Source organism: Streptomyces sp. NPDC047061, assembly GCF_040643955.1.
In the GTDB taxonomy this organism is placed as follows: domain Bacteria; phylum Actinomycetota; class Actinomycetes; order Streptomycetales; family Streptomycetaceae; genus Streptomyces.
This window is the reverse complement of the sequence record NZ_JBEYVI010000074.1, coordinates 1-26,528: the sequence shown is the minus strand read 5'-3', so window position 1 is coordinate 26,528 and position 26,528 is coordinate 1. Positions and strand designations below refer to the sequence as shown.

General features: G+C 71.5%; 18 protein-coding genes and 2 pseudogenes. 13 read left to right on the top strand and 7 right to left on the bottom strand.

All coding sequences use genetic code 11. The features are described 5' to 3' along the window. Positions 1-199 precede the first annotated feature (199 nt). The 3 genes from ABZ887_RS49000 to ABZ887_RS48990 are packed head-to-tail and all read left to right on the top strand — an operon-like array spanning position 200 to position 5,281. A complete protein-coding gene (locus ABZ887_RS49000; RefSeq protein WP_361305845.1) occupies positions 200-1,696 on the top strand; it encodes an SCO6880 family protein in 1,497 nt (498 codons plus the stop codon). A gap of 10 nt (positions 1,697-1,706) precedes the next feature. Then, positions 1,707-3,395, top strand: a complete 1,689-nt coding sequence (locus ABZ887_RS48995) for an ATP/GTP-binding protein (protein WP_361305843.1) — start codon at positions 1,707-1,709, stop codon at positions 3,393-3,395. Continuing rightward, positions 3,392-5,281, top strand: a complete 1,890-nt coding sequence (locus tag ABZ887_RS48990; protein ID WP_361305841.1) for a TraM recognition domain-containing protein — start codon at positions 3,392-3,394, stop codon at positions 5,279-5,281. The genes ABZ887_RS48995 and ABZ887_RS48990 overlap by 4 nt, the downstream gene beginning before the upstream one ends. Positions 5,282-5,424: 143 nt before the next feature. Here the strand turns inward: ABZ887_RS48990 and ABZ887_RS48985 are convergent. After that, positions 5,425-5,601 (bottom strand): annotated as a pseudogene (locus tag ABZ887_RS48985) (transposase); the annotation flags it as partial. A 464-nt stretch (positions 5,602-6,065) separates the two neighbouring features. Between ABZ887_RS48985 and ABZ887_RS48980 the strand changes: the two are divergent. From ABZ887_RS48980 to ABZ887_RS48950, 7 genes are read left to right on the top strand one after another with little or no spacing between them, the layout of a single operon-like run. Next, on the top strand, positions 6,066-7,928 hold the full coding sequence (locus ABZ887_RS48980; RefSeq protein ID WP_361305839.1) for an AMP-binding protein: 1,863 nt from the start codon (positions 6,066-6,068) through the stop codon (positions 7,926-7,928). After that, positions 7,925-10,789: a beta-ketoacyl synthase N-terminal-like domain-containing protein gene (locus tag ABZ887_RS48975; protein ID WP_361305837.1), complete on the top strand. Its 2,865-nt coding sequence runs from the start codon at positions 7,925-7,927 to the stop codon at positions 10,787-10,789. Before ABZ887_RS48980 ends, ABZ887_RS48975 begins: the two co-directional genes overlap by 4 nt. Further along, the gene (locus ABZ887_RS48970) at positions 10,786-12,066 is read left to right on the top strand and encodes an MFS transporter (protein ID WP_361305835.1); all 1,281 of its coding nucleotides are present in this window, start codon (positions 10,786-10,788) and stop codon (positions 12,064-12,066) included. Before ABZ887_RS48975 ends, ABZ887_RS48970 begins: the two co-directional genes overlap by 4 nt. Beyond that, on the top strand, positions 12,059-12,835 hold the full coding sequence (locus ABZ887_RS48965) for an alpha/beta fold hydrolase (protein ID WP_361305833.1): 777 nt from the start codon (positions 12,059-12,061) through the stop codon (positions 12,833-12,835). The genes ABZ887_RS48970 and ABZ887_RS48965 overlap by 8 nt, the downstream gene beginning before the upstream one ends. Further along, positions 12,832-14,520: an acyl-CoA dehydrogenase family protein gene (locus tag ABZ887_RS48960; protein WP_361305831.1), complete on the top strand. Its 1,689-nt coding sequence runs from the start codon at positions 12,832-12,834 to the stop codon at positions 14,518-14,520. The genes ABZ887_RS48965 and ABZ887_RS48960 overlap by 4 nt, the downstream gene beginning before the upstream one ends. Positions 14,521-14,532: 12 nt before the next feature. Further along, positions 14,533-15,876: a condensation domain-containing protein gene (locus ABZ887_RS48955; RefSeq protein WP_361305829.1), complete on the top strand. Its 1,344-nt coding sequence runs from the start codon at positions 14,533-14,535 to the stop codon at positions 15,874-15,876. Between the two features lie 21 nt (positions 15,877-15,897). After that, positions 15,898-17,646, top strand: coding sequence for a non-ribosomal peptide synthetase (locus tag ABZ887_RS48950; RefSeq protein ID WP_361305827.1), 1,749 nt, complete (start codon positions 15,898-15,900; stop codon positions 17,644-17,646). Here ABZ887_RS48950 and ABZ887_RS48945 read toward each other — a convergent pair. Both ABZ887_RS48945 and ABZ887_RS48940 read right to left on the bottom strand, forming a co-directional pair. Then, positions 17,600-18,613 carry a hypothetical protein gene (locus ABZ887_RS48945; RefSeq protein ID WP_361305825.1) on the bottom strand — a complete coding sequence of 338 codons (1,014 nt, stop codon included), beginning with the start codon at positions 18,611-18,613 and terminating at the stop codon, positions 17,600-17,602. The two genes, ABZ887_RS48950 and ABZ887_RS48945, sit on opposite strands and share 47 nt — an antisense overlap. A 94-nt stretch (positions 18,614-18,707) precedes the next feature. Then, a pseudogene (locus ABZ887_RS48940) lies at positions 18,708-18,914 on the bottom strand (beta-ketoacyl synthase N-terminal-like domain-containing protein); the annotation flags it as partial. Here ABZ887_RS48940 and ABZ887_RS48935 point away from each other — a divergent pair. From ABZ887_RS48935 to ABZ887_RS48925, 3 genes are all read left to right on the top strand, one after another. Beyond that, entirely contained in the window at positions 18,879-19,421 is a 543-nt protein-coding gene (locus ABZ887_RS48935; protein WP_361305847.1) for a hypothetical protein, read from the top strand. The pseudogene ABZ887_RS48940 and the gene ABZ887_RS48935 overlap by 36 nt on opposite strands. An 876-nt stretch (positions 19,422-20,297) precedes the next feature. Next, complete coding sequence (locus tag ABZ887_RS48930; RefSeq protein ID WP_361305823.1) at positions 20,298-21,146, top strand: hypothetical protein; 849 nt, start codon at positions 20,298-20,300, stop codon at positions 21,144-21,146. After that, positions 21,076-22,563, top strand: coding sequence for an FAD-dependent oxidoreductase (locus tag ABZ887_RS48925; protein ID WP_361305821.1), 1,488 nt, complete (start codon positions 21,076-21,078; stop codon positions 22,561-22,563). The genes ABZ887_RS48930 and ABZ887_RS48925 overlap by 71 nt, the downstream gene beginning before the upstream one ends. Before the next feature lie 294 nt (positions 22,564-22,857). Here ABZ887_RS48925 and ABZ887_RS48920 read toward each other — a convergent pair whose 3' ends face one another. From ABZ887_RS48920 to ABZ887_RS48905, 4 genes are all read right to left on the bottom strand, one after another. Beyond that, on the bottom strand, positions 22,858-23,064 hold the full coding sequence (locus ABZ887_RS48920) for a hypothetical protein (protein WP_361305819.1): 207 nt from the start codon (positions 23,062-23,064) through the stop codon (positions 22,858-22,860). Beyond that, entirely contained in the window at positions 23,061-23,927 is an 867-nt protein-coding gene (locus ABZ887_RS48915) for a hypothetical protein (RefSeq protein ID WP_361305817.1), read from the bottom strand. Before ABZ887_RS48915 ends, ABZ887_RS48920 begins: the two co-directional genes overlap by 4 nt. Positions 23,928-23,948: 21 nt before the next feature. Then, entirely contained in the window at positions 23,949-24,284 is a 336-nt protein-coding gene (locus ABZ887_RS48910; RefSeq protein ID WP_361305815.1) for an acyltransferase domain-containing protein, read from the bottom strand. A 326-nt stretch (positions 24,285-24,610) separates the two neighbouring features. Continuing rightward, positions 24,611-25,615 (bottom strand): hypothetical protein, encoded by a 1,005-nt coding sequence (locus tag ABZ887_RS48905; RefSeq protein WP_361305813.1) that lies wholly within the window; start codon positions 25,613-25,615, stop codon positions 24,611-24,613. Positions 25,616-26,528 lie beyond the last annotated feature (913 nt).

Sequence of the window (26,528 nt, the reverse complement as noted above, 5' to 3'; positions counted from 1 at the left end):
GTGCGCTGGCACTTCGAGGCCCCGGCGGTCTTCCTCTCCCCGCCCACCTACGTACCCGGCACCACCACCGGGCCCCCTCCGACCGGACTCCGTCTCCCCTGGGGCCGGCCGGCACCGGCCCCGTCCGGAACTCGCCGGAACCCACCGGACCGGCCCTCGAAACCCACCGTCCATCCGGAAAGGAAACAGGTAACACCTCATGTCTGCCGAAGCCGCTCGCGTCGAGCCCACCTACGGGAACTGGCGCAGGCCCAGGCGGCCCGGGCTGGGGCCGCTCGGTTTCGTCGGCACCGTCGCGGTGTTCGGCGGCCTCGTCCTCACCCTGGTCGTCTCGCTGATCTCCCTGATCGCCGCGCTGGTCGTCCTCGTACCGCTGACGCTGTTCCTGCTGCCGCTGACCCTTCGCACCCAGGACGGGCGGAACGTGTACCAGCTCGTCGCAGTGCGCATCGGCTGGTTCAACCGCAAGGCCAAGGGAGCGACCACCTATGTCGCCGGACCGCTGTCCCGGCGGCCCGGCGGCCGGTTCCGCCCGCCCGGTCTGCTCAGCCAGGTCACGGTGCTGGAGGGCAGGGACGCCTACGACCAGCCGTTCGGCGTGCTGCGCCACCGCACCCGCAACCTGTACACCATCGTGCTCGGCTGCGAACCCGACGGCGGCTCCCTGGTCGACCCCGACCAGGTGGACACCTGGGTGGCGTCCTGGGGGCACTGGCTGTCCCGGCTGTCCAGCGAACCGGGGCTGCGGGGCGCCGCCGTGGTGGTGGAGACCGCGCCGGACACCGGCACCCGGCTGGCCGCCGAGGTGCTGCCCCGCATCCGGCCGGACGCCCCCGCGGCGGCCCGGGCCGTGATGCGGGAGGTGGTGGAGCGCTATCCGAGCGCGTCGTCGGAGATGAACACCTACATCTCGCTGACCTACGCGATGCACTCCACGCAGAAGCGCAGGACCGAGGACATCATCGCGGACCTGGCCACCCGCATTCCCGGCCTGCTCCAGGGGCTGATGAGGGCGGGGGCCGGACCCGCCGTCCCGCTGTCGGCCGAGCGGATCGCCGAGGTCGTCCGGGTGGCCTACGACCCGGCCGCCGCCGGAGACGTCCTGGAGGCCAGGGCCGGATACGGCGGCACCGGCCTCGACTGGGAGGATGCGGGCCCCTCGGCCGCCCTGGAGAAGGTCGACTCGTACCACCACGACTCGGGGGTGTCCCGGACCTGGCTGCTCACCCTCGCGCCCCGGGGCACCGTGCGCTCCGGCGTGCTCCGCGGCCTGCTCCAGGACGCGCCCAGCATCCGCCGCAAGCGGGTGGCGCTGCTGTACCGGCCCATCGACCCGGCGACCTCTGCACGCATCGTCGAGGCGGACCGGCGGGCGGCTCAGTTCATGGCCGGCTCCCGGCGCGGCCTGGTGCAGGCGCGGGCCGCGACGGAGGTACGGGCCGCGGAGCAGACGGCGGTGGAGGAGGCCACGGGCGCCGGACTGGTCGAGTTCTCCCTGATGGTCACGGTGACGGTGGACTCCGAGTCCGAACTGGACGACGCGAATGTGACGGTGCGCAATCTGCTGGCCGGAGCCCGGCTGCTGATGCGCCCGGCCGACCGGATGCAGGCGGCGGCGTTCAGCTGCACGCTGCCGGTCGGACTGCTGCCGTGGGAGCACACGCTGGTGCCACGTGAGTTGAAGGAAGCGCTGTGAGGAGGACGCCATGAGAACCAGGACCACGCCCCCGACACCACCGGGCGCCGACGGCTTCCCGATGCCGGACGCAGACGGGCAGCCGGGGCCCGGTCCCGCCCCGGACGGATCCAGGTACCGGGACGAGGACCCGGACCGGAAGCCGACCGGGAAAGGGTCCGGGAAACGTCCGGGGAAAGACCCTCGAAAGGCCGCCGGGCCGCCCCGCATCCCGCCCACCGGCCCACGCGGCTGGGACGGCCCCGGCGGCGGCCGGGTCGGCAATCTGGATCCGCCGACGATGTGGCGGGCCACCACCGTACAGGCGTGCGGGCTGTGGCCGTTCGCGGCGGGCTCGGGCGCGCCCATGTCCGGTGTGCCGCTGGGCCAGCACCTGTTCACCGGCGCCACGGTCTGCGGGGACCCGCTGTCCTGGTTCACCCGCGCCCACTACATCTCCAACCCGTCGCTGTTCATGCTCGGCATGCCGGGCCTCGGCAAGTCCACGCTGATCAACCGGATGCTCATCGGGCTGGCCGCCACCGGTGTGGTGCCGCTGGTGCTGGGCGACCTCAAGCCCGACTACGCCGACACCGTGCGCGCCCTGGGCGGCCAGATCATCTCCATCGGGCGCGGCGTGGGCGGCATCAACGTCCTGGACCCCGGGGCGATGGGGGCGGCCGCCGCCCGGATCGGCGGCGAGGCCGGCCGGGCACTGGCCGCCGAGGCGCACGGCCGGGTCCTCAACGTGGTCGCCGCGCTCGTCACCATCGTGCGCAACCGCCCCATGGACGACCACGAGCAGTCCGTGCTGTCGGCGGCCCTGCACCATCTGCGCGAGCGCACCGCGCCGGGCCGCGCCCCCCTGTTGCCCGATCTCCTCCGGGTGCTCCACGAGGGGCCCGAACGGGTACGGGCGGTGACCCTGGACCGCGGGGACGACACCCGCTACCGGACCGCCGTGGACCCACTGCACCGCTCGCTGCTGGGCATCCTGGACGGACCGCTCGGGAACACCTTCGCCTCCGAGACCTCCACCCGCATCGACCTGCACGCCCCCGCGGTGTGCGTGGACATCTCCCGCATCGGCGAGGCGGACACCCAGCTCACCGCGGCGGCGATGCTGGCGGCCTGGTCGGACGGACTCGGTACGGTGGCCGCCTCGCACGCGCTGGCGGACGCCGGACTCACCCCCCGGCGCTGGTTCTTCACCGTGCTCGACGAGCTGTGGCGGCCGCTGCGCGCGGCGTCCGGCATCGTGGACCGGATCGACGCCCTGACCCGGCTCAACCGCTCGCTGGGCCTGGGCGACGCCAAGATCACCCACACCCTCAAGGACGCCGAGGCGCTGGGCACCGACGCCGACCGGGCCAAGGCCCGCGGCTTCGTGGAGCGCGCCGGCATGGTGGTCTGCGCGGGCCTGCCCCGCCAGGAGATGGAGGAGCTGGGCCGGGTGGTGGGCCTGTCCCGCCGGGAGATCGACCTGGTCTCCTCCTGGTCCTCGCCCCCGGGCTGGGCGAAGCACGGCAACCGCGGGGAGCCCCCGGGCCGCGGCCGTTTCCTGATCAAGGTCGGCGGCCGTCCCGGCATCCCGATCCAGGTGTCCATCACCGACACCGAACGACACCTGCACGACACGAACAAGCGGTGGGCCACCGAGGATCCGAGAGCCGTGTCCGGCGTCGGCCCGCGGACACCGGGCGGGAAGGGGAACAGATGAGCCAGAACGCGGCCAAGGGCCGGATGGCGGGCGGAGAGCTGGCCCCCTGGCTGATCGTGGTGGGGTCGGGACTGTGCGCGGTGGCGTTCACCGTCGTCTGGATCGGCGGCACCCTGGGGGCCCTGGCCGGCGGGGCGGGCTGGCATCCGCCGGCGTTCGCGCTGTCGACGTTCGGCGTCCTGCTCACCGAGGGCCCACGCAATCTGTGGCCGGGCGCGTCCCCGGCCGCCGTGATCACCGGCATCGTGCTGTTCACCGCCGCGCTGACCGCCGGCGGGGTCCTGGTCGCGCGCCGGGTGATGGCGTGGATCTCCCGGCCCAAGGGCCTGGCCGGGCGGCGCGAGCTGGCCGGCATGTGCCCCGAAGGCATCACGGAGCGCGCCCGGGAACTGCGCCCCTCGCTCAAGGGCCGGGAACACCTGCACCCCGACGAGACGGGCAACCTCCTCGGCGACCTCGACCCGAACGGCCCCGAACTGCGCTCCTCCTACGAGGACGTGGAACTCGACCTGATGGCCCCCCGCGCGGGCAAGTCCACCGGCATCGCCATCCCGCGCGTGCTGCGCGCCCAGGGCGCGGTGCTGCTGACCTCCAACAAGTCGGACGTGTACGCCGTGACCCGCGCCGAGCGGGCGAAGACCGGCACGGTGTGGACGTTCGACCCCCAGGGCATCGCCCACACCCCGCGCGAGATGTGGTGGAACCTGCTGGCCGACTGCCACACCACCGAAGGCGCCCGCCGGCTGGCCGGGCACTTCGTGGCCTCGGTCAACGACGACCAGTCGAAGAAGGACTTCTGGATCTCGGCGGCGCAGAACACCCTCACCGCGCTGTTCCTGGCGGCGGCCCGCAGCGGTGCCTCGGTGCCGGACCTGCTGACCTGGCTGGCCGACCCCGCCGACCGGGCCCCGATCGACCTGCTCCGCGACGTCGGCATGCACGCCATGGCCGAGCAGTTGCAGGGCACGGTCCGGGGCGCCGTGGAGACCCGGGACGGCATCTACGAGACGGCCCGGCAGTGCGTGGCCTGTCTGCTCGACCCGGAGATCCTGGCCTGGGTGACGCCCGACCCGTTCCTCCCGGAGTTCGATCCGCACGGACACGTCCTCGGCCGGGACACCCTCTACCTCCTGTCCAAGGACGGCGGTGGCTCTGCGGCCGGTGTGATCGCGGGTCTCGCCGACGCGACGATGCGCGCGGGTGTGGTCGCCGCCGAGCGGATGGGCGGCCGGCTCGACCCGCCGATGACCGCGGTCCTCGACGAGGCCGCCAACGTCTGCCGCATCTCCGATCTCCCCGACCTGTACTCGCACTTCGGCTCGCGCGGAATCAACGTCGTGACGCTGCTGCAGAGTTACAAGCAGGGCAGCCGGGTGTGGGGCGAGGCCGGGATGGACGCGCTGTGGAGCGCGGCCACGGTCAAACTGCTCGGCGCGGGCCTGGACGACGCGGACTTCGTGGAGAAGATCTCCAAGCTGGTCGGCAACCAGGACGTGCGCACCCCGTCGATCTCGAAGAGCAAGGACGGCACGTCCCGCTCGTACTCCTACCGTCTGGACCCCGTACTCCCCGCGGACCGCATCCGCGCCCTCCCCAAGGGCACGGCGCTCCTCCTGGCCACCGGGGTGCGCCCCGCTCTGATCCGGCTCCGCCCCTGGTACAAGGAGCCCGACGCGGGCCTGATCTCGGCGGCTGCGAAGGCGGAGACGGCGGCCATCACCGAGCGGGCGGCCCGTGCGTGGGGCGGGGCTGACGCGCTGGTGGACGACGTACTGATGGACGAGGCGTTCATGGAGGAAGAGTCCGCGTACGAGACCGCAGCGGCGCGGTGGGAGCGGGAGGCGGTGTCCCCGCGGACGGACGTGGCCGGGCGGGAGAACCGCTGAAGCACCGTACGAACTGGGGCGGTTCGGCCACCGCACCGGCCTACGGCCAGGGATCCACCACCCGGTCGCCGAGTCCGCAGAGTTCGGGGATGACGCTGGACGCAGCGCAAGGCGGTCTTCGCTCCCCGGTGGAGCTTGTCAATCGAACGGAACGCCCGGTTCGCGATCTTCTCCTTGGCGTGTGCCCAGAGCGGTTCGCCGGGGTTCAACGCCGGTGCGTAGGACGGCAGCTGGATGATCGTGAGCCAGCCCTGCCGCTGTCCGTACTGTTCCACATGCTTGCTGATCTTGTCGTTGCGCTTCCCGGGCAGCCGCAGCACCGGGGGCTGCCCGGCCTTCAGATGCGGCGGACCGGCCCGTTCAGCCAGGCTCCGGCCTCGTCCTCGAAGCAGACCCACCCACCACCGGCGGTGACCTGCGCGGATGGGAAGCCGCCGGCCACGTCTCCGTGCGCCATAACCGCCGACACGCGTAATCGAGATGAGCCGGAGCCATGAACAGTCCTCCGCGAGGCCGTGAGGGTAATCGCGTATCAGGGTGAAGTCGTCGGTCGCACGGCCGGGTTGTGCCCGACGGGACGGACGACAGGAGCGTCATGGGCACGGCGTGCTGCGGCTCAGCCCTCGAGAGCGGCCCCCCTGAACGCAACAGACGAATCCATCACTTCATTCACCATGAACAAGAAGTAGTCGAGGTGTGTTTCCTCATGTTTGCTTCCGCCGATGTGGTTCCCGGCCGATACGGCGATCAATTCCGGTCGTCCAGGCTTTCCTTTCTCGATGCCGTGACGGATCACGCGCGCGCCGATCCCGGGCGCACCGCCGTGGTCGACGGCGGGCGGTCCCTGAATTACGGCGAACTCCTCGCCGCGGCGGGCGCGTTGTCGAACACCCTCAGGGACACCTGCGAGGGCCGCCCGGTGGCTATCCGTCTCCGCCGCGGTGCGGACCTGGTGACCGCGCTCCTCGCGGCGGCCGCGACCGGAGTGCCCTTTCTCGCCGTCGACCCCGAGGCACCGGCGGAGCACACCCGTTCCGCACTGACCGGGGCGGGCGTGCGCGCCCTGGTGACCGGGGGGCCGGTTCCGGCGGAATTCGCGGACTTCGCCACGGTCCCACCCGACTCCGACTCCGGCTCCGGCTCCGGCTCCGGCTCCGGGCCCGGACCTGCCTCCGGTACGGATGCCGGTCCCGGGGCGACGGCTCCCGCTCCCGGCGGCGCAGGACCGGCCGGCTATCTGGTGCGGACCTCCGGTTCCACCGGCGCGCCCAAGCTCGTCGAGGTGTCCGGCTCCTCTCTGGAACGGCATGCCCGGACGATGGGCGAGGTCTACGGGATCGAGCCGCGGGACCGGGTGCTGCAGCTCGCGAACCCGGCTTTCGACGTCGTTATCGAGGAGGTGTTCCCCACCCTGGCCGCCGGCGCGACCGTCGTGGCCGCGCCCCATCCGGTGCCCGCGCCCTCGGAGTTGACGGAGTTCCTCGCACACCACGGGGTCACCGTGCTCAACCTGCCGACGCCCTACTGGCGCGAGTGGGTGGCGGAACTGGACTGCGGCGGTCGGCGGGTGCCCGACGCGGTGCGGCTCGTCGTCATCGGCAGCGACATGGGTGACTGGGACACCGTCCGCCGGTGGCGCGGCCACAGCGGGGCACGGCTGGTGAACGCCTACGGCGCATCGGAGACGACGGTCACCTGCGCGGTGTGGGAGTACACACGGGAGGAACGCGCCGGGGCGCTGCCCGTCGGCCGTCCCCTGCCCGGTGTGAAGGCGTTCGTGCTGACCGAGGACGGCTCGGAGGCCACGGCGCCCGACACCGGTGAGCTGTACATCGGCGGCTGGTGCCTCGCCGAGGGGTACCTCGGCGACGCCGAGCGCACCGGCGCGGCCTTCGTCCCGCATCCCTCGGATTCCTCACTGCGGCTCTACCGGACCCGGGACCGGGCGCGCCGCGACGCCGACGGTGTGATCACCGTGCTCGGCAGGATCGACGGCGAGGTCAACATCCGCGGCCACCGGGTCAACCCGTCCGAGGCCAGCGCGGCGCTGCTGAGGCTGGACGGCGTGTCCGCGGCCCACACCCTCGTGCGCCGCGACGGCCACGGGGAGGACCGGCTGACGGCCTACGTCGTCGTGACCACGCGCCAGGACGGCCCGGCGCTGCGCAAGCGGCTGGGAGGGCTGCTGCCAGACCATCTCCTGCCGGGCGAGGTGGTGGTGCTGGACGCGCTGCCCGTCACCGCCAACGGCAAGGTCGACGGAACGTTACTCCCCCGGCCCCGGGAGGTATCGCCGACGCCCGCCGTCGCTCCGGCCGCCTCTGCGGACCCGAGGGCGCTCATGACCGTGGAGAGGCTCGCCGGCCACATCGCGGGGCTGTGGTCGGCCGAGCTGGACGGTGCCGTGGGCGTGGACGACAACGTGTTCGACCTCGGCGCCCACTCGCTGATGCTCGCCGGGGTCAGGCGCCGACTCAGCGCCGTCCTGGGACGCGAGGTCCCGAGCGTCGCCCTCTTCACCCACACCACGCCGCGGGCGCTCGCCCGCTTCCTGCACGAGGGCGAGGCCGCCGCCGGCCCCTCCGCCTCGCGGCCCGCGGCACCCAGCCGGCTGCGTGCCCGCCGCGCCTCGGGAGGCAAGCGATGACCGGACCCGGACCGGACGCCGTCGCCGTCGTCGGGCTGGCGGGACGCTTCCCCGGCGCCGCGAATGTGGACGAGCTGTGGCGCAACCTGCTGGACGGAACCGACACCATCACCCGAGATGGGCGCGGGGCCTTCGGCATGCTCGACTCCCCCGCCCGCTTCGACGCCGCGTTCTTCGGCTACTCACCCGCCGAGGCGACCACCCTCGACCCCCAGCACCGCATCCTGCTGGAGTGCGCCTGGCACGCGCTGGAGAACGCCGGCCACGACCCCCGCTCGGTGCCGGGCCGGGTCGGTGTCTACGCGGGCACGGGCCAGACCGACTATCCGGAGAAACTGATCGCCCATCGCGACAGCGCCCCCGCACGGCACGAGCTGGGCAGCGACTACGTGATCAGGCTGGGCTCCGCCGTCGACTTCGCGACCAGCCGCATCAGCCACCGGCTGCGGCTGACGGGCCCCGCCGTCACCGTCCAGACGGCCTGCTCGACCTCGCTCGTCGCCGTCCACACCGCGATCCAGGGCCTGCTCGCCGGGGACTGCGACTTCGCCCTGGCGGGCGGCGCCACCGTACGGATCGACCCCGAGCTGAGCGGCCAGGACGAGGCCGGCCTGGTCGCCCCCTCCGGGCAGTGCCGCCCGTTCGACGCGAAGGCCGAGGGGACGGTGCCCGGCAACGGCGCCGGGTTCGTCGTCCTGCGGATGCTCGATGACGCGCTCGCCGCCGGGGACCCCGTGCACGCGGTCATCACGGGCTCCGCCATCGGCAACGACGGCGGTGACAAGATCGGCTTCACGGCACCGAGCGTGCAGGGACAGGAGCGGACGATACGGGCCGCGTTCGGCGCCTCGGGGCTGCGGCCGCAGGACATCGGCTACGTCCAGGCGCACGGTACCGCGACACCCCTGGGCGACCCCATCGAGGTCGCCGCACTCAACCGCGTGTACGCCGGTGACGCGCCCCGCGAGGCGCCCTGCGTGCTCGGCTCGGTGAAGAGCGTGATCGGCCACACCGACGCCGCAGCGGGCGTGGCGGGACTGATCACCGCGATCCTGGCGGTGCGGGAGGGAATGATCCCGCCCACGGCCCACTTCACCGACCCGAACCCCGAACTCGACCTCACCGCCGTGCCGTTCGTCGTCAACGCCGAGGCCGTGCCGTGGCCCGCCGGCCACGGACCCCGGCGCGCCGCGGTCAACTCGCTGGGACTCGGCGGCACCAACGCGCACGTCATCGTCGAGCAGCACATCGCCGAGGAACGGCCCGGTTCCACCTCCCCGGAACCCGAGGTGCTCGTCCTCTCGGCGGCCACCGACAGCGCCGTGCGCACCGCCGCCTCCCGGATGGCCGAGCACCTGCGCCAGGACACCGGCGGGCGGCTCGCCGATATCGCCTTCACGCTGCAGACGGGCCGTGCCCGCTTCCCCCACCGCCGTGCGGTCGCTGCCCTGACCGCCGAGGCGGCCTCGGCCGCCCTTTCCCGGCAGGCCGCCTCCGTGTCGCCGACCGCGTCCTCGGTGGCGTTCGTCTTCCCCGGTCAGGGATGCCAGCACCCCGGGATGGGTGCGGACCTGGACCGCAGCCGGCCCGCCTACGCGGCCGCGCTCGACGAGTGCGCCGCGGCACTCCGCCGCCGTCTCCCGGACGCCGATCTGCGGCGGATGATCAATTCGCCCGGGCTGTCCTCGGACATGGTCGCCAGCCAGATCGGCCTCTTCGCGGTCGAGTGGGCCACCGCCTCCCTGTGGCGGTCGCTGGGCGTGGAACCAGACATCGTCCTCGGACACAGCCTCGGCGCCGTCACCGCCGCCTGCGTGGCGGGCAACCTGTCCCTCGCGGACGGCATGGGGTACGTGGCGGACCGGGCACGCCTGCTCGCCTCCCTGCCCGCCGGCACCATGCTCGCCGTGGCCGCCGACGACGAGGAGATCGCCGCGACCGTCCCCGCCGCGACCCTCCGCGAACTGGACCTCGCGGTGGTCAACTCCCCGCGCAACCGCGTGCTCTCCGGCCCGGCCCCCCACGTCGAGGCGGCCGCGGCCGCGCTGACCGGGGCCGGGGTCGGCGTCAGGACCCTGCGCGTGGCCGCCCCCGCCCACTCCCGCCAGATCGAAACCGTGGCCGGGGAACTCGCCGCCGCCGTCGCACACCTGAGCCCGCGTCCGCCGGCCACCCGTTGGATCTCCGACCGCACGGGGTCCGACCTGTCCGCGGCGCAGGCTACGGACCCGCACTACTGGGTGGCACACGCCCGCGGCACCGTCCGCTTCGCCGACGCCGTGGGCACGCTCCTGGCCTCGCCCGACACCCTGGTACTGGAGGTCGGTCCCGGCCACACCGCGAGCGCGCTCGTCCGGCAGCACCCCGACTACGACGGGCGCACCGTGCGCACGAGCCTCCCGCATCCCGTGGACGACAAGCCATCCCACCTGCATTTCGCCGAGGCCGTCGCCGCCCTGTGGAGCACCGGCATCGAGGTGGACTGGAGCGCCTGGCACTCCTCGCCCCGGCGCCGCGTGCCGCTTCCCGGCTACCCCTTCGAGGGCAGGGACTTCGGACCCTCGGCACCCGTGGTTCCGCACCGTGCCGAACCCGCCCCGAAGGCTCCCGGAAAACGCCGGGACGACGTCGAGGCGGTCGTCGCGGAGGCATTCTCGCGCGTGCTGGGCATCGGCGGCCTCACGGCCGAGGACGACTTCTTCGAACTGGGGGGCGATTCACTCATCGCGACCCGGGCGGTCGCCCTGCTCACCGAGGCACTGGGCCCCCGAGCGGAGCTGACCGTGCGCACCCTCTTCGGCACGCGCACCGTCGGCGCGCTCGCCGCGCGGCTGCGCGAGACGACGAGGGCGTCCGTATGACCGCTCCGTCCGTCGTGCTGCCCCTCAGGCGGAACAAGGACTTCCGGCTGCTGTGGTCGGCCTACACCATCACCACGGTGGGTTCCCAGGTCAGTGTCATCGCCCTTCCGCTCACGGCGGTCCTGGTGCTCCACGCCGGAGCCTTCGAGCTGGGTCTGCTGATGTCGGTGCAGTACCTGCCGTTCGTGCTGATCGGACTGCCCGCCGGCGTCTGGGTCGACCGCTACCGCCGGCGTGACGTCATGGTGTTCACCGACGTGGCGCGGGCGGTCGTCCTCGGCCTGGTCCCGCTCCTCATGTGGCTCCGCCCCCACCTGGTCGTCCTGCTCCTCCTCGCCTTCGCCCTCGGGGCACTGACGGTGCTCGGCGACGTCGCCCACCAGTCCGTCCTGCCCGAGCTGCTGCCGGTCTCGCAGCTCACCGAGGGCAACTCCACCCTCACGGCCTCGGCGAGCGCCTCACAGTTCGCCGGACCGTCCCTGGCCGGGCTGCTGGTGCAGGTGCTGAGCGCTCCCCTCGCCCTGCTCGCCGACTGCGTGTCGTTCCTGGTCTCGGCGGTCCTGGTGCGGCGACTGCCCGGTGCCGAGCCGGAGCCCACCGCCCTGGACGGCCGGTCGACGTGGAGCGCCGGCCTGGAGGGGCTGCGCCACGTGTGGAACCATCCGCTGCTGCGGCCCATCGTGCTGTGCACCGCGATCGCCAACTTCTTCGACCTGTTCGGCATGATCCAGGCCGTTCTGGTGCTGTTCGCCGTGCGCGAGCTCGGACTGTCCCCCAGCACCTTCGGCCTGGTGGTCGGCTCGGCGAGCCTGGCGATGGTGACGGGATCGGTCCTGACCCCGGGGCTGGTACGCCGGCTGGGCTTCGGGACGTCACTGCTGCTCGCCGCCGTCGTGCCGGGAGCGGCGCTGCTGCTCCTCCCGACGGCCACACCGTCCGACGCCGTACCCCTGCTGGTGCTGAGCCTGGCGATCTCCGGATTCGCCGTGGCGGTGTACAACATCAGCCAGGTCAGCCTGCGCCAACGCGTCACCCCCCTGGCGATGCAGGGCAGGATGAACGCTTCCATCCGCTTCCTCGTGTGGGGCACGATCCCCGCCGGCACACTCGTCGGCGGCCTGCTCGGGGAGACTCTCGGCCTGCGCCCGACGCTGCTGCTCGCAGCCCTGGGCAGTGTGCTGTCCGCCCTGCCGATCGCCCTGTCCCCGGTGCGCAAACTGCGCTCGGTGGACGAGGTGCCCGCCGCGACCGAGCCGGAAGAGGCACGAGATGAGTGACGACACCCGAATTCCCTGGTTCACCGGACGCACGGGCGAGGACCACCCGTGCACCCTGTACTGCTTCCCCCACAGCGGCAGCTCCGCCGGTGAGTACATCCGTCTGTTCCACTCGCTGCGCACGCGCTTCGCCGTCCGCGTGCTCCAGCTCCCGGGCCGGGGGGTGCGGCTGGACGAGCCGGAACTCCTCGACATGAAGACCCTGGCCGCCGCCGTGGCGGACGGGAACGACTTCACCGCGCCGTACGTGTTCCTCGGGCACAGCCTGGGGGCACTGACCGCCCACGAGGTGACCGGCCGGCTCCTCGACCGGGGCGCACCCGCTCCCCTCCGCCTCATCGCCTCCGGCTCCCCCGCTCCCCACCTGCCCCATCTCAAGGAGACCGCCCGGCATCTGCCCGACCGGGAGCTGGCGGCCCTGCTCGGCCGGCAGCACAGCCCGCTCCCGGCGGAGATCCTCGCCGACCCGGAGGTACTGCGTCTGTCGTTGCGGGCGTTCCGCGCCGATCTCACCGTCCTGGAGACACGGGCCCCCTCCCCCGTCCCGGACGCACCGTGGCCGGTGCCCGTCACCGCCCTGCGCGGCCGGGACGACTACGTGCCCGAGGAGCACGCCCGCCAGTGGGCTGCCCACACCGCCCGCTTCGCCCACCGGCAGGTGCCCGGCGGCCACTTCCCCTTCCGCGACGACGCCGAGGCCTACCGCGCGGCCGTCGACGCCCTGGTGACCGAAGCAGTGCACGACTACCAAGAGGAACGGAACCGATGACCGACGTGCACCACGCGAGCAGTCTGCTGGAGGAACTGAACCGCGGCAGGCCGGCCTGGCCCCTGCTCGCGGACTTCCCCGAACAGGACGAGGAGGACGCCGCGAGGGGCACCGCCGCCGTCCACGACGCCGCGGAGGTGCTGCGCGGCCTGGTAGACGTAGCGGAGGTCGAGCGGACGCGTTCCCTGCCCCCCGACTGGGTCAAACCCCTGCGGGACGCAGGACTCTACGCGCTCACCACACCCGAGAGCCGCGGCGGACGCGGTTTGTCCCCGTACAATGCCTACCGCGTCATCAGCGCCCTCGCCCGGCACAGCGTCCCACCCGCCGTGTCGATCGCCGTGCACACGGGCTTCGGTTCCTCCGCCTACCTCCCCCTCCTGCCGGACGGGCCGCTCAAGGACACCATCGCCGCGGCGGACGCGGCACAGGTGATCTCCGGCGACGCCGACACCGAACCCACCGGCGCGGCGAACAGGAGGCGCGCCACGACCGCGCGGCTGGACGAACAGGGCACGCACTACGTCCTGGACGGCCAGAAGGTCTACATCCAGAACGCTCCCGTAGCGGGACTGCTGCGGGTCTCCGCGACCATCGTGGGCGGCGAGGACCACGGGCGCGTCGGCCTCTTCTTCGTGCCCACCGACCTGCCGGGCATCACCGTCGGCGAGCCGCACTCCTTCGTGGGCCTGCGGGGCGTGCCCAACGCCCCGCTGTCCCTCACCGGAGTGCGGGTGCCCCGCGCCCTCCGCTTCGTGGTCGACCCGGCCCTGAGCACCGAACAGGAATGGCGGCTGCAGAACCAGCTCAACGACGTCAGCGTCCGTGCCCGGATGTACGCCATCGCGGCACCCGCCGCCGCGCTGACCGCGCTGTGCCAGGACATCGCACGCGACTTCCTGCGCGGCCGCCATGTCGACGGACTCGACCTCGCCGCCTACGCCGAGATCCAGTACATCGTGGCCCGCAACGCCGCGGACATGATGGCGCAGGAGGCCGTCGCCCGCTGGTGCCTGCTCACCCCGGGCGATCCGGCGCGGGTGCGCCGCGAACAGATGGCGGCCAAGAACATCACCTCCGTCACCTGCTGGCGTGTCGTCGAGCGCACCCTGTCGCTGCTGGCCGCGCGGGGACTGGAGACGGACGAGGGCCTCGCCTCGCGCGGCCGGCCGGGCCACGGGCTGGAACGGGTCTGGCGGGACGCGCGCATGCTGCGCGTCTCCGGAGGCGTGGACTTCTTCGTCGATCACTTCTACGCCGTGAGCAATGTGTTCGGCCCCTGGTACGAGGACCCCGCCCCCGCCACCCCCGCGCTCCCGCCCGAAGCGGCCACCCCGCGGGGCCTGTCCCCGTCCAACGAGCGGCACTGGGCGGATGTCGGCGCACGCTCCGCGTGGTTCGCCGAACGCTGCCGCACCCTGGTGGCCGCCCACCCCCGGCGCGCCGACCTGGAGAAGCGGCAGGATTTCACCATCGCCGCCGGCCGGTTCTCCTGCGAACTCCTCACCGCCGCCCTCGTCCTCGGCCGGGCGGCGAAGTCCGGCACCGAGCGGGACCAACTCGCAGCGGACGTGTACTGCACGGCGGCGGACACCAGGCTGGCCGGCCTGGCGCACCGACTGGACCATCCGTGCGACCCCGGGGCGGCCGCGGCACTCAGCCGCCTCGTGCTCGCCAGCGAGTAGGAGGAGAAAACGGTGACCCTCTCGTCAACCTCGAGCACCGACCACCCACTGACCCCCTCGCAGCAGATCGTGTGGCTGCACGAGGACCTGTTCCCCGACAGCCGTGCCTACACCTTCACCGCCGCGCTCGACCTGTACGGCCCCCTCGACCACGAGGCACTGTGCTCCGCCATGCGACACGTGATCGCCGGGCACGACGGTCTCCGTCTGCACCTCGTCCCCGGGAGTTTTCCGCCCCGGCAGCGGGTCGGCGCGCCGGAGGACCCCGACGTCGAGGTCGTCGACCTCAGCGGGGAGCCGGAACCGGAGGCCGCGCTGGAGAACCTCCGGGACGCACTGCACAACAGGCCCTTCGAACTGACCCGGGGGCCCCTGATCCGATGGCTCCTCGTCGTGCTCGGCACCGGGCGGCACCGGCTGCTGCAGACAGAGCACCATCTGGTGCACGACGGGATGTCCTTCGCGCTCACCCTGCGCGACCTCTTCTGCGCCTACGCCGACCTCGTGCGCGGGAACCCGCCGAGGCCCCTCTCCTCCCGCTCCTACGTGGACTACCTCGGGCATCCCTCCCACACCGACGAGGACGCCTATGCCAGGGCGCTCGGCCACTTCCGCTCGGTGCTCGACGGAGCCGACTTCACCGGTCCCCTCGGCGCACCCTCCGCATCGGAAGGCATCGCCGGCGGGCAACTGCGCACCTCGGTACCCGCCGACCTGGCCGCCGCGCTGCGCGAGCGGGCGAAGCGGGACGGCCACACCCCGTTCACCGTGCTGCTCGCCTTGTTCGGAGAGACCGTCAGACGGTGGACCGGCAGGCCGGACTTCACGGTCGGCACCGCGGTCGGCAACCGCCCGGAGGGGTTCACCGACTGCGTCGGCATGTTCGTCAACACCCTGCCGCTCCGGCTCGACCTGCGGCATCCCGGGCCCGCGCGGGACCTGCTCGACGACCTGACCGAGCAGCTCATGGACAGCCTCGCGCACCATCAGGCACCGATCCAGCGACTCACCCGCGACCTCGGCCGCAGATCCGCCTCCGGACTGGACAACCCGCTGTTCAGCCTGATGTTCAGCGCACACGACGCCTCACTCCCCGCACTCGACCTGGGCGAACTCCGCGTCGATCTCGTCGAGGGCATGCCGAACGGTACGTCACGGTTCGCGCTGGACGCCGTCCTCATGCCCGACCATCGCCGGAGCCTCACCCACCGCGATCACGCACCAGGAATGCTGATCATGTGGGACTACCAGCTCGCCTTCTTCGACCACGACGACGTCGGGACGTTCGCGAAGGACCACCTCGCGCTCCTCGCCTCGTACCTGCGTCATCCCGGCGCCCCGCTCGCCCAGCTGTAATTGACGACGGAAGAGACTCCCATGCTCCTCAGCCACCTTCCCGCGCCCGCCACCCCGCGGCCTCCGGCACCGGGCGGGACCGTACTCGACTGGTTCTCCCACTGGGCGCGCGTCCGCCCGCACGCACCCGCCGTGCTCACACCGGAGGCACTCTGGGACTACGCCACCGTCGACAGCCTGTCTTCGGAACTGGCGGCCCGACTGCGCGAGCACCTGGCCCCCGGCGACGTCGTCGGGGTGCTCCTGCCGCGCTCGGTCACCCTCGTCGTCACCGCACTCGCCCTCGCAAAGGTGGGCGCGACCTACCTGCCCCTCGGTGAGAACCCCCCGGAACATCGCCGCGAGAGCATCGTCGACACCGCCGCGGCACGCCATCTCATCGCCTTCGCCGACCACCCGGACGTCCGTGGCGACTGCGTCGCCCGGCACGTTGTCGCCGACACGAAGGTGGCCCTGGACGAGACCGGCCGCGCCGCCGGGACGGCCGGAACCGCCGGGTCGGCGCCGTACGCCATCGCCACCTCCGGGTCGACCGGCCGTCCCAAGGTCGTGCTCGGCAGCCAGGAATCGCTGACCACCCTCATCAGCTGGCTGGCGACCCGGCTGGCCACCACGCACGAGGACCGGGTCGCCATGGCGGCGAGCCCCGGCTTCGACGCGCACCTCCTCGACCTCTGGCTCGCCCTCGGCACCGGAGCCACACTGGTCGTGCCTTCCGAGGGGGCTCTCGGCTCCGCCGAGGGCCTCCTCGAATGGTGCGCCGACCAGCGGATCGACTCCATGTTCCTGCCCACCCCCCTCGGTGAACTGGTGATGGGAGCGGCCCGACCCGCGCACCTGGCGCTGCGGTGGCTCCTGGTCGGCGGCGACCGTCTGAGGGCCGCCCCCGCCCGGGACTTCCCGGCCGGGGTGCTCAACGTGTACGGCCCGACCGAGGCCGGAGTCCTCACCACCGCCCACGTCGTCGGGGCCCACGAGGACCCACTGACCATCCCCATCGGTCTGCCGCTGAGCGGACGAACGGTGACGGTGACGGACGGGGCGGGCGAGGTGGTGCCCCGGGGGACGCTCGGCGAACTGCGGGTCACCGGCGCAGGGGTCGCCCTCGGCTACGCGGGCAGCGATCTCGGGGGCTTCGTCCCCACCGCCGACGGCAAGGACCGGACCTACCGGACCGGCGACCGCGTCCTGATGAGGCCCGACGGAGTGCTCGAGTTCCACGGTCGTCTCGACGACCAGTTCAAGATCGACGGCGTCCGTCTGGAACCCGCCGAGATCGAGGCGGCGCTCCTGTCCTTCCCCGGCGTGGTGAGCGCGGCGGCCTTCCCCTTCACCACCAGCGGAGGCGTCCGCCAGGTCGGTGCGGCGCTCACCACCTCCGTCGGCGCACCCCGCTCCGAGCAGGCCCTGCTGGCCCACGCCGCGGCCCACCTGCCCGGCCCCGCCGTCCCCCGGGCCGCCCTCTTCCTCGACGACCTGCCGACCAACGACAACGGCAAGATCGACCGGGCCGCCCTGGCCGAACTGCTGCGGAACGGGCGGGACGACGAGGAGAAGGACCATTCACCCGCCGCCGTGCTGCTGACGATGGTCCGCGACCTCGTGGGACAGGACCTGGGGCTGGACGACTCACTGGCCGACGCCGGCGTGAACTCCATCACCACGGCCCGGCTGATCAGCCGAATACGTGAGGAATTCGGTCTCCGGGTGCGCGCGGTCGACGTCATCCGAGCGGAGACGGTGGCCGACATCCTGCCCGCTCTGGGCTGACGCCACGCTCCCGTCCGGCATGGTGCCCCGGCCGGCCCCCGGCCCCGCCGGGGCACCCCCCCCCAACGGCGCATGCCGAAGGGGCAACGGGATGATCTTGAAGCCGGATCGGCCCGCCTCCCTTGCGGGCTGGGAGTCGATGGCGCCAGGGTCGAGGACCCGTCAGATGTTCAAGACCACCCGATCGCCACTTTGCCGCGTATCTCGCGCCCAGGCGCTCCCGCAGGCCGCTCAGTGTGCGGTGGATCCCCCGGGCCTGCGCCAGACGCCGGAACTCCGAGGGCGCGGGCGGTGGGTAGGAGTCGCCGAAGGAGAGCGGTGGGGTGCTCCGCCCCGCGGCCCAGGCCCGTACGTCGTCCATGTCCCGCGTCCCCGGAAGGTGCGCGGACCATCCGACGACGACCACGTCGTCGTGCTCCGCCGCGGTGGTGGGGCCACCGGGAGCGGTCGAGTGGCGTCGGTGCTCGCGGACGAGGACATGGGCGTTGGTGCCGCCGAATCCGAAGGCCGAGACGGCTCCCAGCCGTGCGGGCCCGTCCGGGTCGGCCGGCCACGGGACCGGCCTGCCGGGCACCGTCAGCGGTGTCGCGTCCGGGGCGAAGGCGTCGGGTGCGGCGGTGAAACGGTACTGCGCGGGGATGCGCTCATGCCGCAGGGCCAGCAGCAGATGGATCACGGAGACCACCCCGGCGGGCCAACCGGTGTGCCCGACCAAGGACTTGTTCGACGTCACGGGCAGTGGCCCGGATGCCTCGGCGTACGCCTGCGCGAGGCCGCGGAACTCCGCCGCGTCCCCGGCCCGGGTCCCGGTCGCGTGCGCGATGACACAGCCCACCTCGTCCGGACCGGCGCCGGCCTTCGCCAGGGCCCTGCGTACGGCCGTCGCCTGTCCCTCGCTCGACGGGGCGTTGATGGCCTTGCCCTTCCCGCCCGCCGAGAGGCCGATGCCGGCGATGGTGCCGTACACGGTGTCGCCGTCGGCCAGGGCCCGCGACAGCCGCTTCAGTACGACCAGGGCCGCGCCGCCGGAGAACAGCACGCCGTCGGCGCTCCGGTCGAGCGAGGCCACCGCACCGCGCGGACAGTACGCCGAGTGTGGAGAAGAGCACCGGGTTGGACGGGGTGAGCTCGAAGGCGCCGCCGCACACGGCGATGTCGGCCCGCCCGGCGAGCAGATCCCGCACCCCGAGGTCGAGGGCGTACCGCGACGACGAACAGGCCGTGTCCAGGACGTGCAGCACGGAGTCGTCGGGGAGGATCCCGCGCATGGCGTCGGCGGCGGTCCGGTACGGGGTGAACGCCTGGACCCCACGCGCGCCGCGCCGGAACAGGCCGGCCAGGGCCTCCTCGGCGCGGCCGGTCTCCGCCGCGCCCGCGCCGTCATCACCTGCGTCCTCCTCCGCCGTCTCGCGCAGCGCGTCGCGGACCGCGCCGAGCACCAGGGCCCCTTCCAGATGCTGGCTGCCGTCGGCGGTGCAGCCGACGCTGAAGCTGAAGCCGTCCGCGGCGGTCCGGGTCACCGGCTCCAGCGCCTGGTGCAGGCTGTGCCGCAGCCAGAGGGTGGTGAGGTCGAGCGACGGATCGCGGACACCGGTCTCGGCGCTCAGCCGAGGGTGCGGGGTGAACCCGGTCAGATGGCCGCTCCTGCGCTGACAGCCCTCGTCCGGGGCGCGCGGATCGGGGTCATGGAAGTCGTCGGCCGACCACCGGTCCGGCGGCGGTTCGACGAACAGTTCGGCTCCCTCGTCGAGAAGGTGCCAGAACTCCTCCGGTGAGCCCGAACACGGCGAGTTGGAAGAGATCGGGATCCTGGGCCGGCAGTTCCTCGGCGTCAGGTGGGGTCTCGTCGAAGACGACCGGGCTGGCCCGCTAGCCAGCCGACCAGAGCCGAGTCGTTCGTCGCGCTCAGCGCTTCGCCGGCCCCGGCACCCGGTGCGTCATGCACGTGCCGATCGCGATGGTCCGCCCGGCGGACGCCGTGCTCGGCCGTGCGCAGCGGGGTGCGTTCGTTCGCCGCGATCGGCCGGCGGGCCGGGAACGCGCCGCAGGAGGCCCTTGCCCGGCTCGGTGCCCGCACCGCCGACGTGTTCGCCGGCCGACACCTCGACCGTCCGCCGGGTCGTCGACCGCACCGGTCCCGGCGGGCCGGCCGACCCGCTCGGCACCGACCCGGCCCGGCCGGTCCGCCACCTTCGCAGTGGACGGCGAGAGCGCTCGCGGCCCCCGTCACGGTGACACCTCGGCCGCGCAACTGCTCGCTGCCATGACCGGTGGCGGACTGACCGTCACGCGGCTGCGGGTCCCGGGCGAGACGAATGCGCCCGGCCCCGTCACCCTCCTGACGCCCGCCGGGCCGACCGCTGCGTCGGAGACTCCCGCCGGTGGCCTTGAACCGTTGAGGGGGCGAGCGCGTTGTGGCGCACAGCGTGAGGGTTCCGGCGGGTCCGGTCGGGATCAAGGAGGTCCGCACCATCGTGCGGTCGGCCTGGAGGAAGCACATGGAACCAGTGACACAGCTCACCAGCGGCTACGGGACCGGCATCCCCCCGCTCCCCGTCATTCCGTTTCCCACCCGAGTGAATCCAAGGATGGCGGAACTCGGCGAGTCGCTCTCCCGGTGGCTCGCCGAGTTCCGACTGGATTCTCGTGCCATGGAGCACGGGTATCACGAGCTCGTCGCCCTGGCGTACCCCACCGCGGACTTCAGAGAACTGGAACTGATCGGGAAGGTCGTCGTGTGGGGGTTCCTCTACGACGATCGCTTCGACACGGACCGGCTCGGCGGCGACGCGTCGGCGGCCAGGTCGGAGGCTTACAAGGTGGCCCGGGTACTTCTCGGCGACACCGCCCCCGGGACCGACGTATGGCTGAGTTCCCTGGCCGGTGTGCGGGAACAGGCGGCCTCGATCATGGCTCCCGCTCTCCTGCGGCGCCTCACTTTCGACCTCGTGACGTTCGCGTACGGTGTCGCCGAAGAGGTGGAAATGCGCGCCCGGGGTGAGATACCGAGCACGGCGAAGTATCTACGGCTGCGTATGGAGACGTTCGCCTGGCGCGTCCTGGTCGATCTCGCCGAGGTGGCCGAGGGCACGGAACTGCCGGACGTCGTAAGCCGATCCCCCGAGTACCGGGCCCTGCTGGAGGCGTCCGGCAGGGTGATGTGCTGGACGAACGATCTGCACTCCCTCCAGAAGGAGCTGCGGTCGGGAGAGCAGCACAACATGGTGCTCGTCCTGAGGCGGCAGCGGGGCGGAACCCTGGAGGACTCCGAAGCCGCCGTGCTGGCGATGATGAGCGACGAGATAGAGCAGTTCGCGGAGTACCAGGCCGCGTTGACACGTCTGGCCGATCGCAGCCGGCTGACCGCGGCGGATCGGGCCAGGACGGCGCGCTTCACGGAGCGGATCCAGTATCTGATGAGCGGTCAGAATGCCTGGTGCGCCGCCACCGTCCGTTATCGCGACCCGGCGGCTGCCGAACAAGGTTCCCTGGCCTCTTGATCCCCACCACGAATCCCCACCAAGGACCCAGGACAGCGGAGATCTCATGGACCGACTGACAGGCGAACGCGTCATCGTGATCGGCGCGGGCGTCGCCGGACTGACCGCGGCTTTCCGACTCCGCCAGGCGGGAGCGGAGGTGGTCGTACTGGAGGCGAGCGACCGCGTGGGCGGGCGCATGTGGACGGAACGGGTCGGCGACTATCTGCTCGACACGGGCGCGTCGGTGCTCAACTCGTCGTACCGGCAGATGGTGCGGCTGATAGCCGACGCGGGTCTCACCGACCAGGTCGTCCCGACTCCGGGCGTCATCGGCGTCCTCCGCGACGGACGCGTCCACGGAATCGACGCCGGGAAGCATCCGGGTATGGGGCTGTTGCGGTCGAGGCTGCTGAGTCCGGCTTCGAAGCTGAAGGCGACCCGGCTGCTCCGGGACCTGTACAAGGCGCGACACACGCTCCGCTGGGACGACCTCTCGGACACCACGCCCTGGGACGAGTCCGCCGAGGCCTACAGCCGACGGCACCTCAACGAGGAGCTGCTGGAATACGTGGTCGGCCCACTGGGCAGGGCCATGAACCTGGTCGACGCCGACCGGTTCAACATCGCCCTGTCCCTCTTCACGCTCCAGCACTATCTGCTCGGCGGTTCGTACTTCAACTCCCCGGCCGGTATGTCGTTCCTGCCGCTCGGGCTGGCGAGGAACCTCGACGTACGACTCGGCCGCAGGGTCGGGAACATCGAGGCGGGGGACGGCGACGTCGAGGTGACCTGGAGCGAACCCGACGGATCCCAGGTCACCGAGCGCGCGGGTTACTGCGTCCTCGCCACACCCGGCCCGGAAGCCCTGAGACTGTTTCCCCAGGTCCATCCCGAAGGGCGCGACTACTTCACCTCGCTGAAGATCGTCCGAAGCATCCAGATCATGTTCGGCCTCGCCAAGCCCACTCCCGAGAAGGCGATCTGGGTCAACGTCCCGAGAGCGGAGCACCAGGACCTCTTCGTCTGGATCAACGACCACAACCGGGCACCGGGACGGGCACCTGCGGGGAAGGGTCTCATGACCTTCTCCTGGCGGGACCAGTGGTGCGCCGAGCACTGGGATCAGGACGACGATTCCGTCGTCGAATCCGCCCTGGCCGAGATCAGCGGGGTCGGCATCCTGAAGGGGTTCGCCGAGCAGGTGGAGATGACGTGTGTACGGCGCTGGTATCCGTGCGCGCCCACCAGGTACCCGGGAAGCAGCCAGGCACTCCGGCGCTTCCTCGGCAGCCTGCCGCCGACGAGCCGGGTGCGTTTCGCCGGCGACTACTTCTCCGCCGCGACCACCAACACCTCCGTGAGCTCGGGGGAACGGGCCGCCCGGGACATCATCACGTTCGCGGGATCCGGGCACGCGCCGGTACCGGCTTCCTGATCGAGCTCGCCCCGGCGGCGGGCTTTGAGCCGCCGCCGGAGCGAGCTTGTTCTGAGAGCGGCGGGAATGAGCACACCGCCGCCGGTACGGTCCGCCCAGAATTCACCTGCCCGGCGCATTCAGCCGGTGGATCCGGGTTCAGTCGAACGTGACGCCAACAGCGTGCAGAACCGACATTTCCGCCGTGGTAGCGACCCAGGTGCGGTGATCCGGCGTGGTGTGCACGGTGTCCATGCCCTGGGCTCCGGGGGCTGGCACAAGCCTGCCCAGCCGGAGCAGGGCGGCACGATCCGCTCAGGTCCACGTGAGCAGCGTCCGGACGATGGCCTCCAGCGCGCCGGGGGCGATGTCGACCACGGGATGGGACGACCGCGACCACGGGTCCGGCGGGGTGCGCAGGGGCAGACATGCCATCAGGCCGGTGTCGTCCGAGCGGTGAGCGGGCGGCGGTTCACGGTCGGGGTCGACCCGGGCCGCCCGCTCACCGAACACCAGCGTCATGTCGGCCGCCTCGGCACCGGTGTGATCCGAGAATCGCAGTCGGACCTGCCACAGCCCGTCGCGGAAGCCGCTGTCTGCCACGTGTCAGGGCGCGGCGGGAGGACCGAGGACCAGCCGGTCCGGAGGTACACGTACGTCCCGCAGCTCGCGCAGATACGGCCGAACACACCCTCGCGGTCACCGGGCGGCGGGCTGCCAGCCGGCGTCCCGGACGGTTCCAGGGCGCGCGGCCGCTCGGGCTGCGCTTCCACCGCCGGCCACGTCGACGCCGGCGACGGCGCTTCCGGCGCGGCGGCCTGTCGTACGACCGGTGCCTCGCCGAACCGCTCGCCGGTCAGGTAAGTCACCGCGTCCACCCGGGCGCGGTACTCGTCGCGTGCCGCCAGGGGCTGGAGCACGGCACACTCCGGGTGCGTGTCGCGTAGGAGTCCGCCGAGTGTGACGTCGGCGCCCAGCTCGGCGAAGCCCCGGACGCCCTGCCCGTACAGCCGCGCCGGCGCCGTGTCGAAGGCCAGCGGTGTGGCCGGCAGGTGCAGGGCCAGCACGTTGGCCAGGTCGTCGCCGTCCCGGTGCCAGCGCTGCGGGACGGGCGAGTGGACGGGAGCGCACAGCGGATACACCTCGTACTCGCGGGCGGCGCGGGCGAAGGCGTACCGGGCCAGGGTGAGCAGCGGGTTGTGGAAGGGACGCGGGGGCCGCAGTTCCACCGCCCTGGCCACCTTCGCCGCCGTGCGGACACTCGCCGAAGGTCCCGAGACCACCGTCCGCCCCGGGGTGTTCCGCACCACCACGACCAGGCTCTGATGGTCCATCAGGCCGAGGATGCGGTGCGCCCGCTCCTCACCGCAGGACAGCGCCGGCATCAACCGCCCCCGCCGTCGTGCCTACCGCAGCGCGGCCATGCGATGGCACAGCAGACGGGCACCGTCAGTCATTGTGAAGGCCCCGGCACAGGCGAGAGCGGCGAGTTCACCCATGCTGTGCCCCATCAGGGCGGAGACCTGCACACCCCGGTCGGTCAGCAGCCTGTGCACCGCCACCGAAAGCCCGAACACGGCGAGTTGGAGCACATCGGGATCCTGGTTCAGCAGCTCCTCGGGACCGGGCAGGTTCTCCGAGAGGACGACGGGCGTGACCAGCCTGCCGAGGATCTCCTCCTCCGCCGCCGCATCGACGGCGGAGAACACGGAGTACACGAACGCGTCGCGCTCACGCCACACACGTGGCAACCGCCCCGGCCGACAGGCCCCCTGACCGGGGAAGAATCCGACGACAGGTTCTGGGTCATGGAACAGGCAGGATGCCTTCGTCTCACAGTGAACCGACCGAACCGACTGAGCCGCCCGAGGCGGGGGACTCACAGAGACGAGACCGACTCGGCCTGCCGACATGAGGCTTCCGGCGGCACGGGTCCCTCGGCGCTGTGGCCGACTCCGGAACCGCCGCCAGTCCCCGAACCCCGAGCCGGGACCACGGGCGCTCCTCCTCCCGGCGAACCGTTGTCGGTGATCCCGTTGCTGCCGGTCCCGGGCAGGTCTGGGCCGTCCTACTTCTTCGTCCCCCTCCGCTGCTGATTCTCGGAGCCCCTCGGCTTAACGGTGGCTGGCGCCGAAGCGGAACCGGGGTCCCCGAACGGCGGGGGGAGGAACTCGGAAGCCGAGGGCTTCGAAGGAATGGGTCCGTTCCTCACCATCGCCTGCCGTTCTTTGAGCTCGTCCTCCGTAAGGCCGAACTTGCCCGGATCCGCAATAGCTCTTCTATATGCCGTCACTGCCGAATTTCTCGGAAGTCCCGAGAAAGCGCTAAAACTATTGCTTTCGCTACTCAGTACCCATTCCTTCAGCTTCGTCGCCACATCTTCTGTATTTCGGGGCACCAAATTCATGGATTTCGTTATTTTCGCCGTATGCGCATCAAGTCGTTCGACGTCCTGCTTGGACACGCCGTAATCAACCGGGTTGGCACGGATCTTGCGCAGAAGTCTGCTACCCATCGCATTATTCTTCAGCGCGATGCTTAGCTTCATACCTACATCCAGGTAATCATCTATGAAGCCTTTAAAGCGCTCGGAGGGGGGCTTAAGACCCCTTCTCTTGGTCCGACCATTTCCCTGTTCGTCCGGAGCGTCGGACAGAGAGCGGTCAATAATCTCCGCTTCCATCTCGCAGAGCGGGTTGATGACATTAGTGGCCATCCGGAGAAGCTCTTCCCCCTGCTGGAACCACTCCACTCCCTCTTCCTGCTCCAGCTCCCTAAAGATTTCTCGAGCCGCACCCAAATGCTCGAAAACAACTTCCTGAATATTCCGTTCATTTTCATTCATCTGCAAATAAGCAAGATCCTTGAAAGCGTCGTCGCAACTACGGCCCGAGCGCCGAACATCATCCAGGTATTTGAGGGACGCCAGGGCCCCCGAAAGACTTTTCGCCGCTTTTTCGTCCCCCAAATTTTTCAGCGTTTCGGGGACCCCGTCAAACTCCCTCAAGACCATCGCCCGATATTCGGCAACAGCCACTTTCCCTCCGTACGACTCTTCCAGTTCGATCTGCATTTCTCTCCTCCGGCGTGCAGTCTTGAATCACTGTCCTCATTCTTGCCCTCAAGGCCGGCAGGCAAGCCAGTGCATCAACACATCAAAATCACTGAGCCCTGAAACGGCCAAGCCCCGAGCAGCGGCCGACGAGAGGCCGCCTCTTCACAGCACTCACGGGAAGGGGTCGGATCGCCCCGTGGGCGCTGTAGGACCATGACGCCCCTCCCTTCGCTCCGTCTTCATGAGTCCACGACGAAAGACCGCGCCCAACGGATCACCGGATCCGCGCCACGGGCGCCGTCCTGGGCCCAGGCATGACGCGTGTTCATCCGGTGAGACCAGGTTCACGCAGAAGCCCGACGGGGTGGCAGTGCCTCCGCGTCCGGCCGGGCAGAAGATCACCGTGGCGTGGAACGACCGCACCCCCGGACGGCCGCCGACGGGACACCGCCCCTTCACGGCAGATGGGAAGGACCCGGATCTCCCCGTTGCGCAGGGCGGGCTGCGTAACCTCATCGCCGGCCGGACGCGGAGACCCGGGGAAGGTCATGGTGTTCCTCCCGTCACTTGGTCTCCGTGAGCCCACAACGCACGACCGCTCCCGGTGGTTCACCGGATCCACACCGGGGTCCCTTTGCTTGATCGGGATCTGTCCGGGTTCATCCGGTGAGACCGAGGGCTGTCAGGGATCTGCGGCAGTGGCGCAGGGCGGCGACGATGTCGGTGTGGCCGTCTCGGCTGTGGAGGGCGATTGCGTTGAGAAGGACACGTCGTTCAAGCTCGCCGAACACCTTGACGCGGAAGGAATCGCAGCGAGTAGTGGATCCGTCGAGGATGCGTACGACTGTCAGTCTCTTCGTACCGGATCCCGCAAGGATCGGGTGGTCCCGGCCGTGTCGGTCTGACCCTTGCTTATGACTGACCCTGTGGG

Excerpts from the sequence above, each read along its gene's own strand:
- ABZ887_RS49000 (WP_361305845.1), top strand. The coding sequence starts at position 200 with ATGTCTGCCGAAGCCGCTCGCGTCGAGCCCACCTACGGGAACTGGCGC.
- ABZ887_RS48995 (WP_361305843.1), top strand. The coding sequence starts at position 1,707 with ATGAGAACCAGGACCACGCCCCCGACACCACCGGGCGCCGACGGCTTC.
- ABZ887_RS48990 (WP_361305841.1), top strand. The coding sequence starts at position 3,392 with ATGAGCCAGAACGCGGCCAAGGGCCGGATGGCGGGCGGAGAGCTGGCC.
- ABZ887_RS48975 (WP_361305837.1), top strand. The coding sequence starts at position 7,925 with ATGACCGGACCCGGACCGGACGCCGTCGCCGTCGTCGGGCTGGCGGGA.
- ABZ887_RS48970 (WP_361305835.1), top strand. The coding sequence starts at position 10,786 with ATGACCGCTCCGTCCGTCGTGCTGCCCCTCAGGCGGAACAAGGACTTC.
- ABZ887_RS48965 (WP_361305833.1), top strand. The coding sequence starts at position 12,059 with ATGAGTGACGACACCCGAATTCCCTGGTTCACCGGACGCACGGGCGAG.
- ABZ887_RS48960 (WP_361305831.1), top strand. The coding sequence starts at position 12,832 with ATGACCGACGTGCACCACGCGAGCAGTCTGCTGGAGGAACTGAACCGC.
- ABZ887_RS48950 (WP_361305827.1), top strand. The coding sequence starts at position 15,898 with ATGCTCCTCAGCCACCTTCCCGCGCCCGCCACCCCGCGGCCTCCGGCA.
- ABZ887_RS48930 (WP_361305823.1), top strand. The coding sequence starts at position 20,298 with ATGGAGCACGGGTATCACGAGCTCGTCGCCCTGGCGTACCCCACCGCG.
- ABZ887_RS48925 (WP_361305821.1), top strand. The coding sequence starts at position 21,076 with ATGCCTGGTGCGCCGCCACCGTCCGTTATCGCGACCCGGCGGCTGCCG.
- ABZ887_RS48920 (WP_361305819.1), bottom strand. The coding sequence starts at position 23,064 with ATGACGCTGGTGTTCGGTGAGCGGGCGGCCCGGGTCGACCCCGACCGT.
- ABZ887_RS48915 (WP_361305817.1), bottom strand. The coding sequence starts at position 23,927 with ATGCCGGCGCTGTCCTGCGGTGAGGAGCGGGCGCACCGCATCCTCGGC.
- ABZ887_RS48905 (WP_361305813.1), bottom strand. The coding sequence starts at position 25,615 with ATGCAGATCGAACTGGAAGAGTCGTACGGAGGGAAAGTGGCTGTTGCC.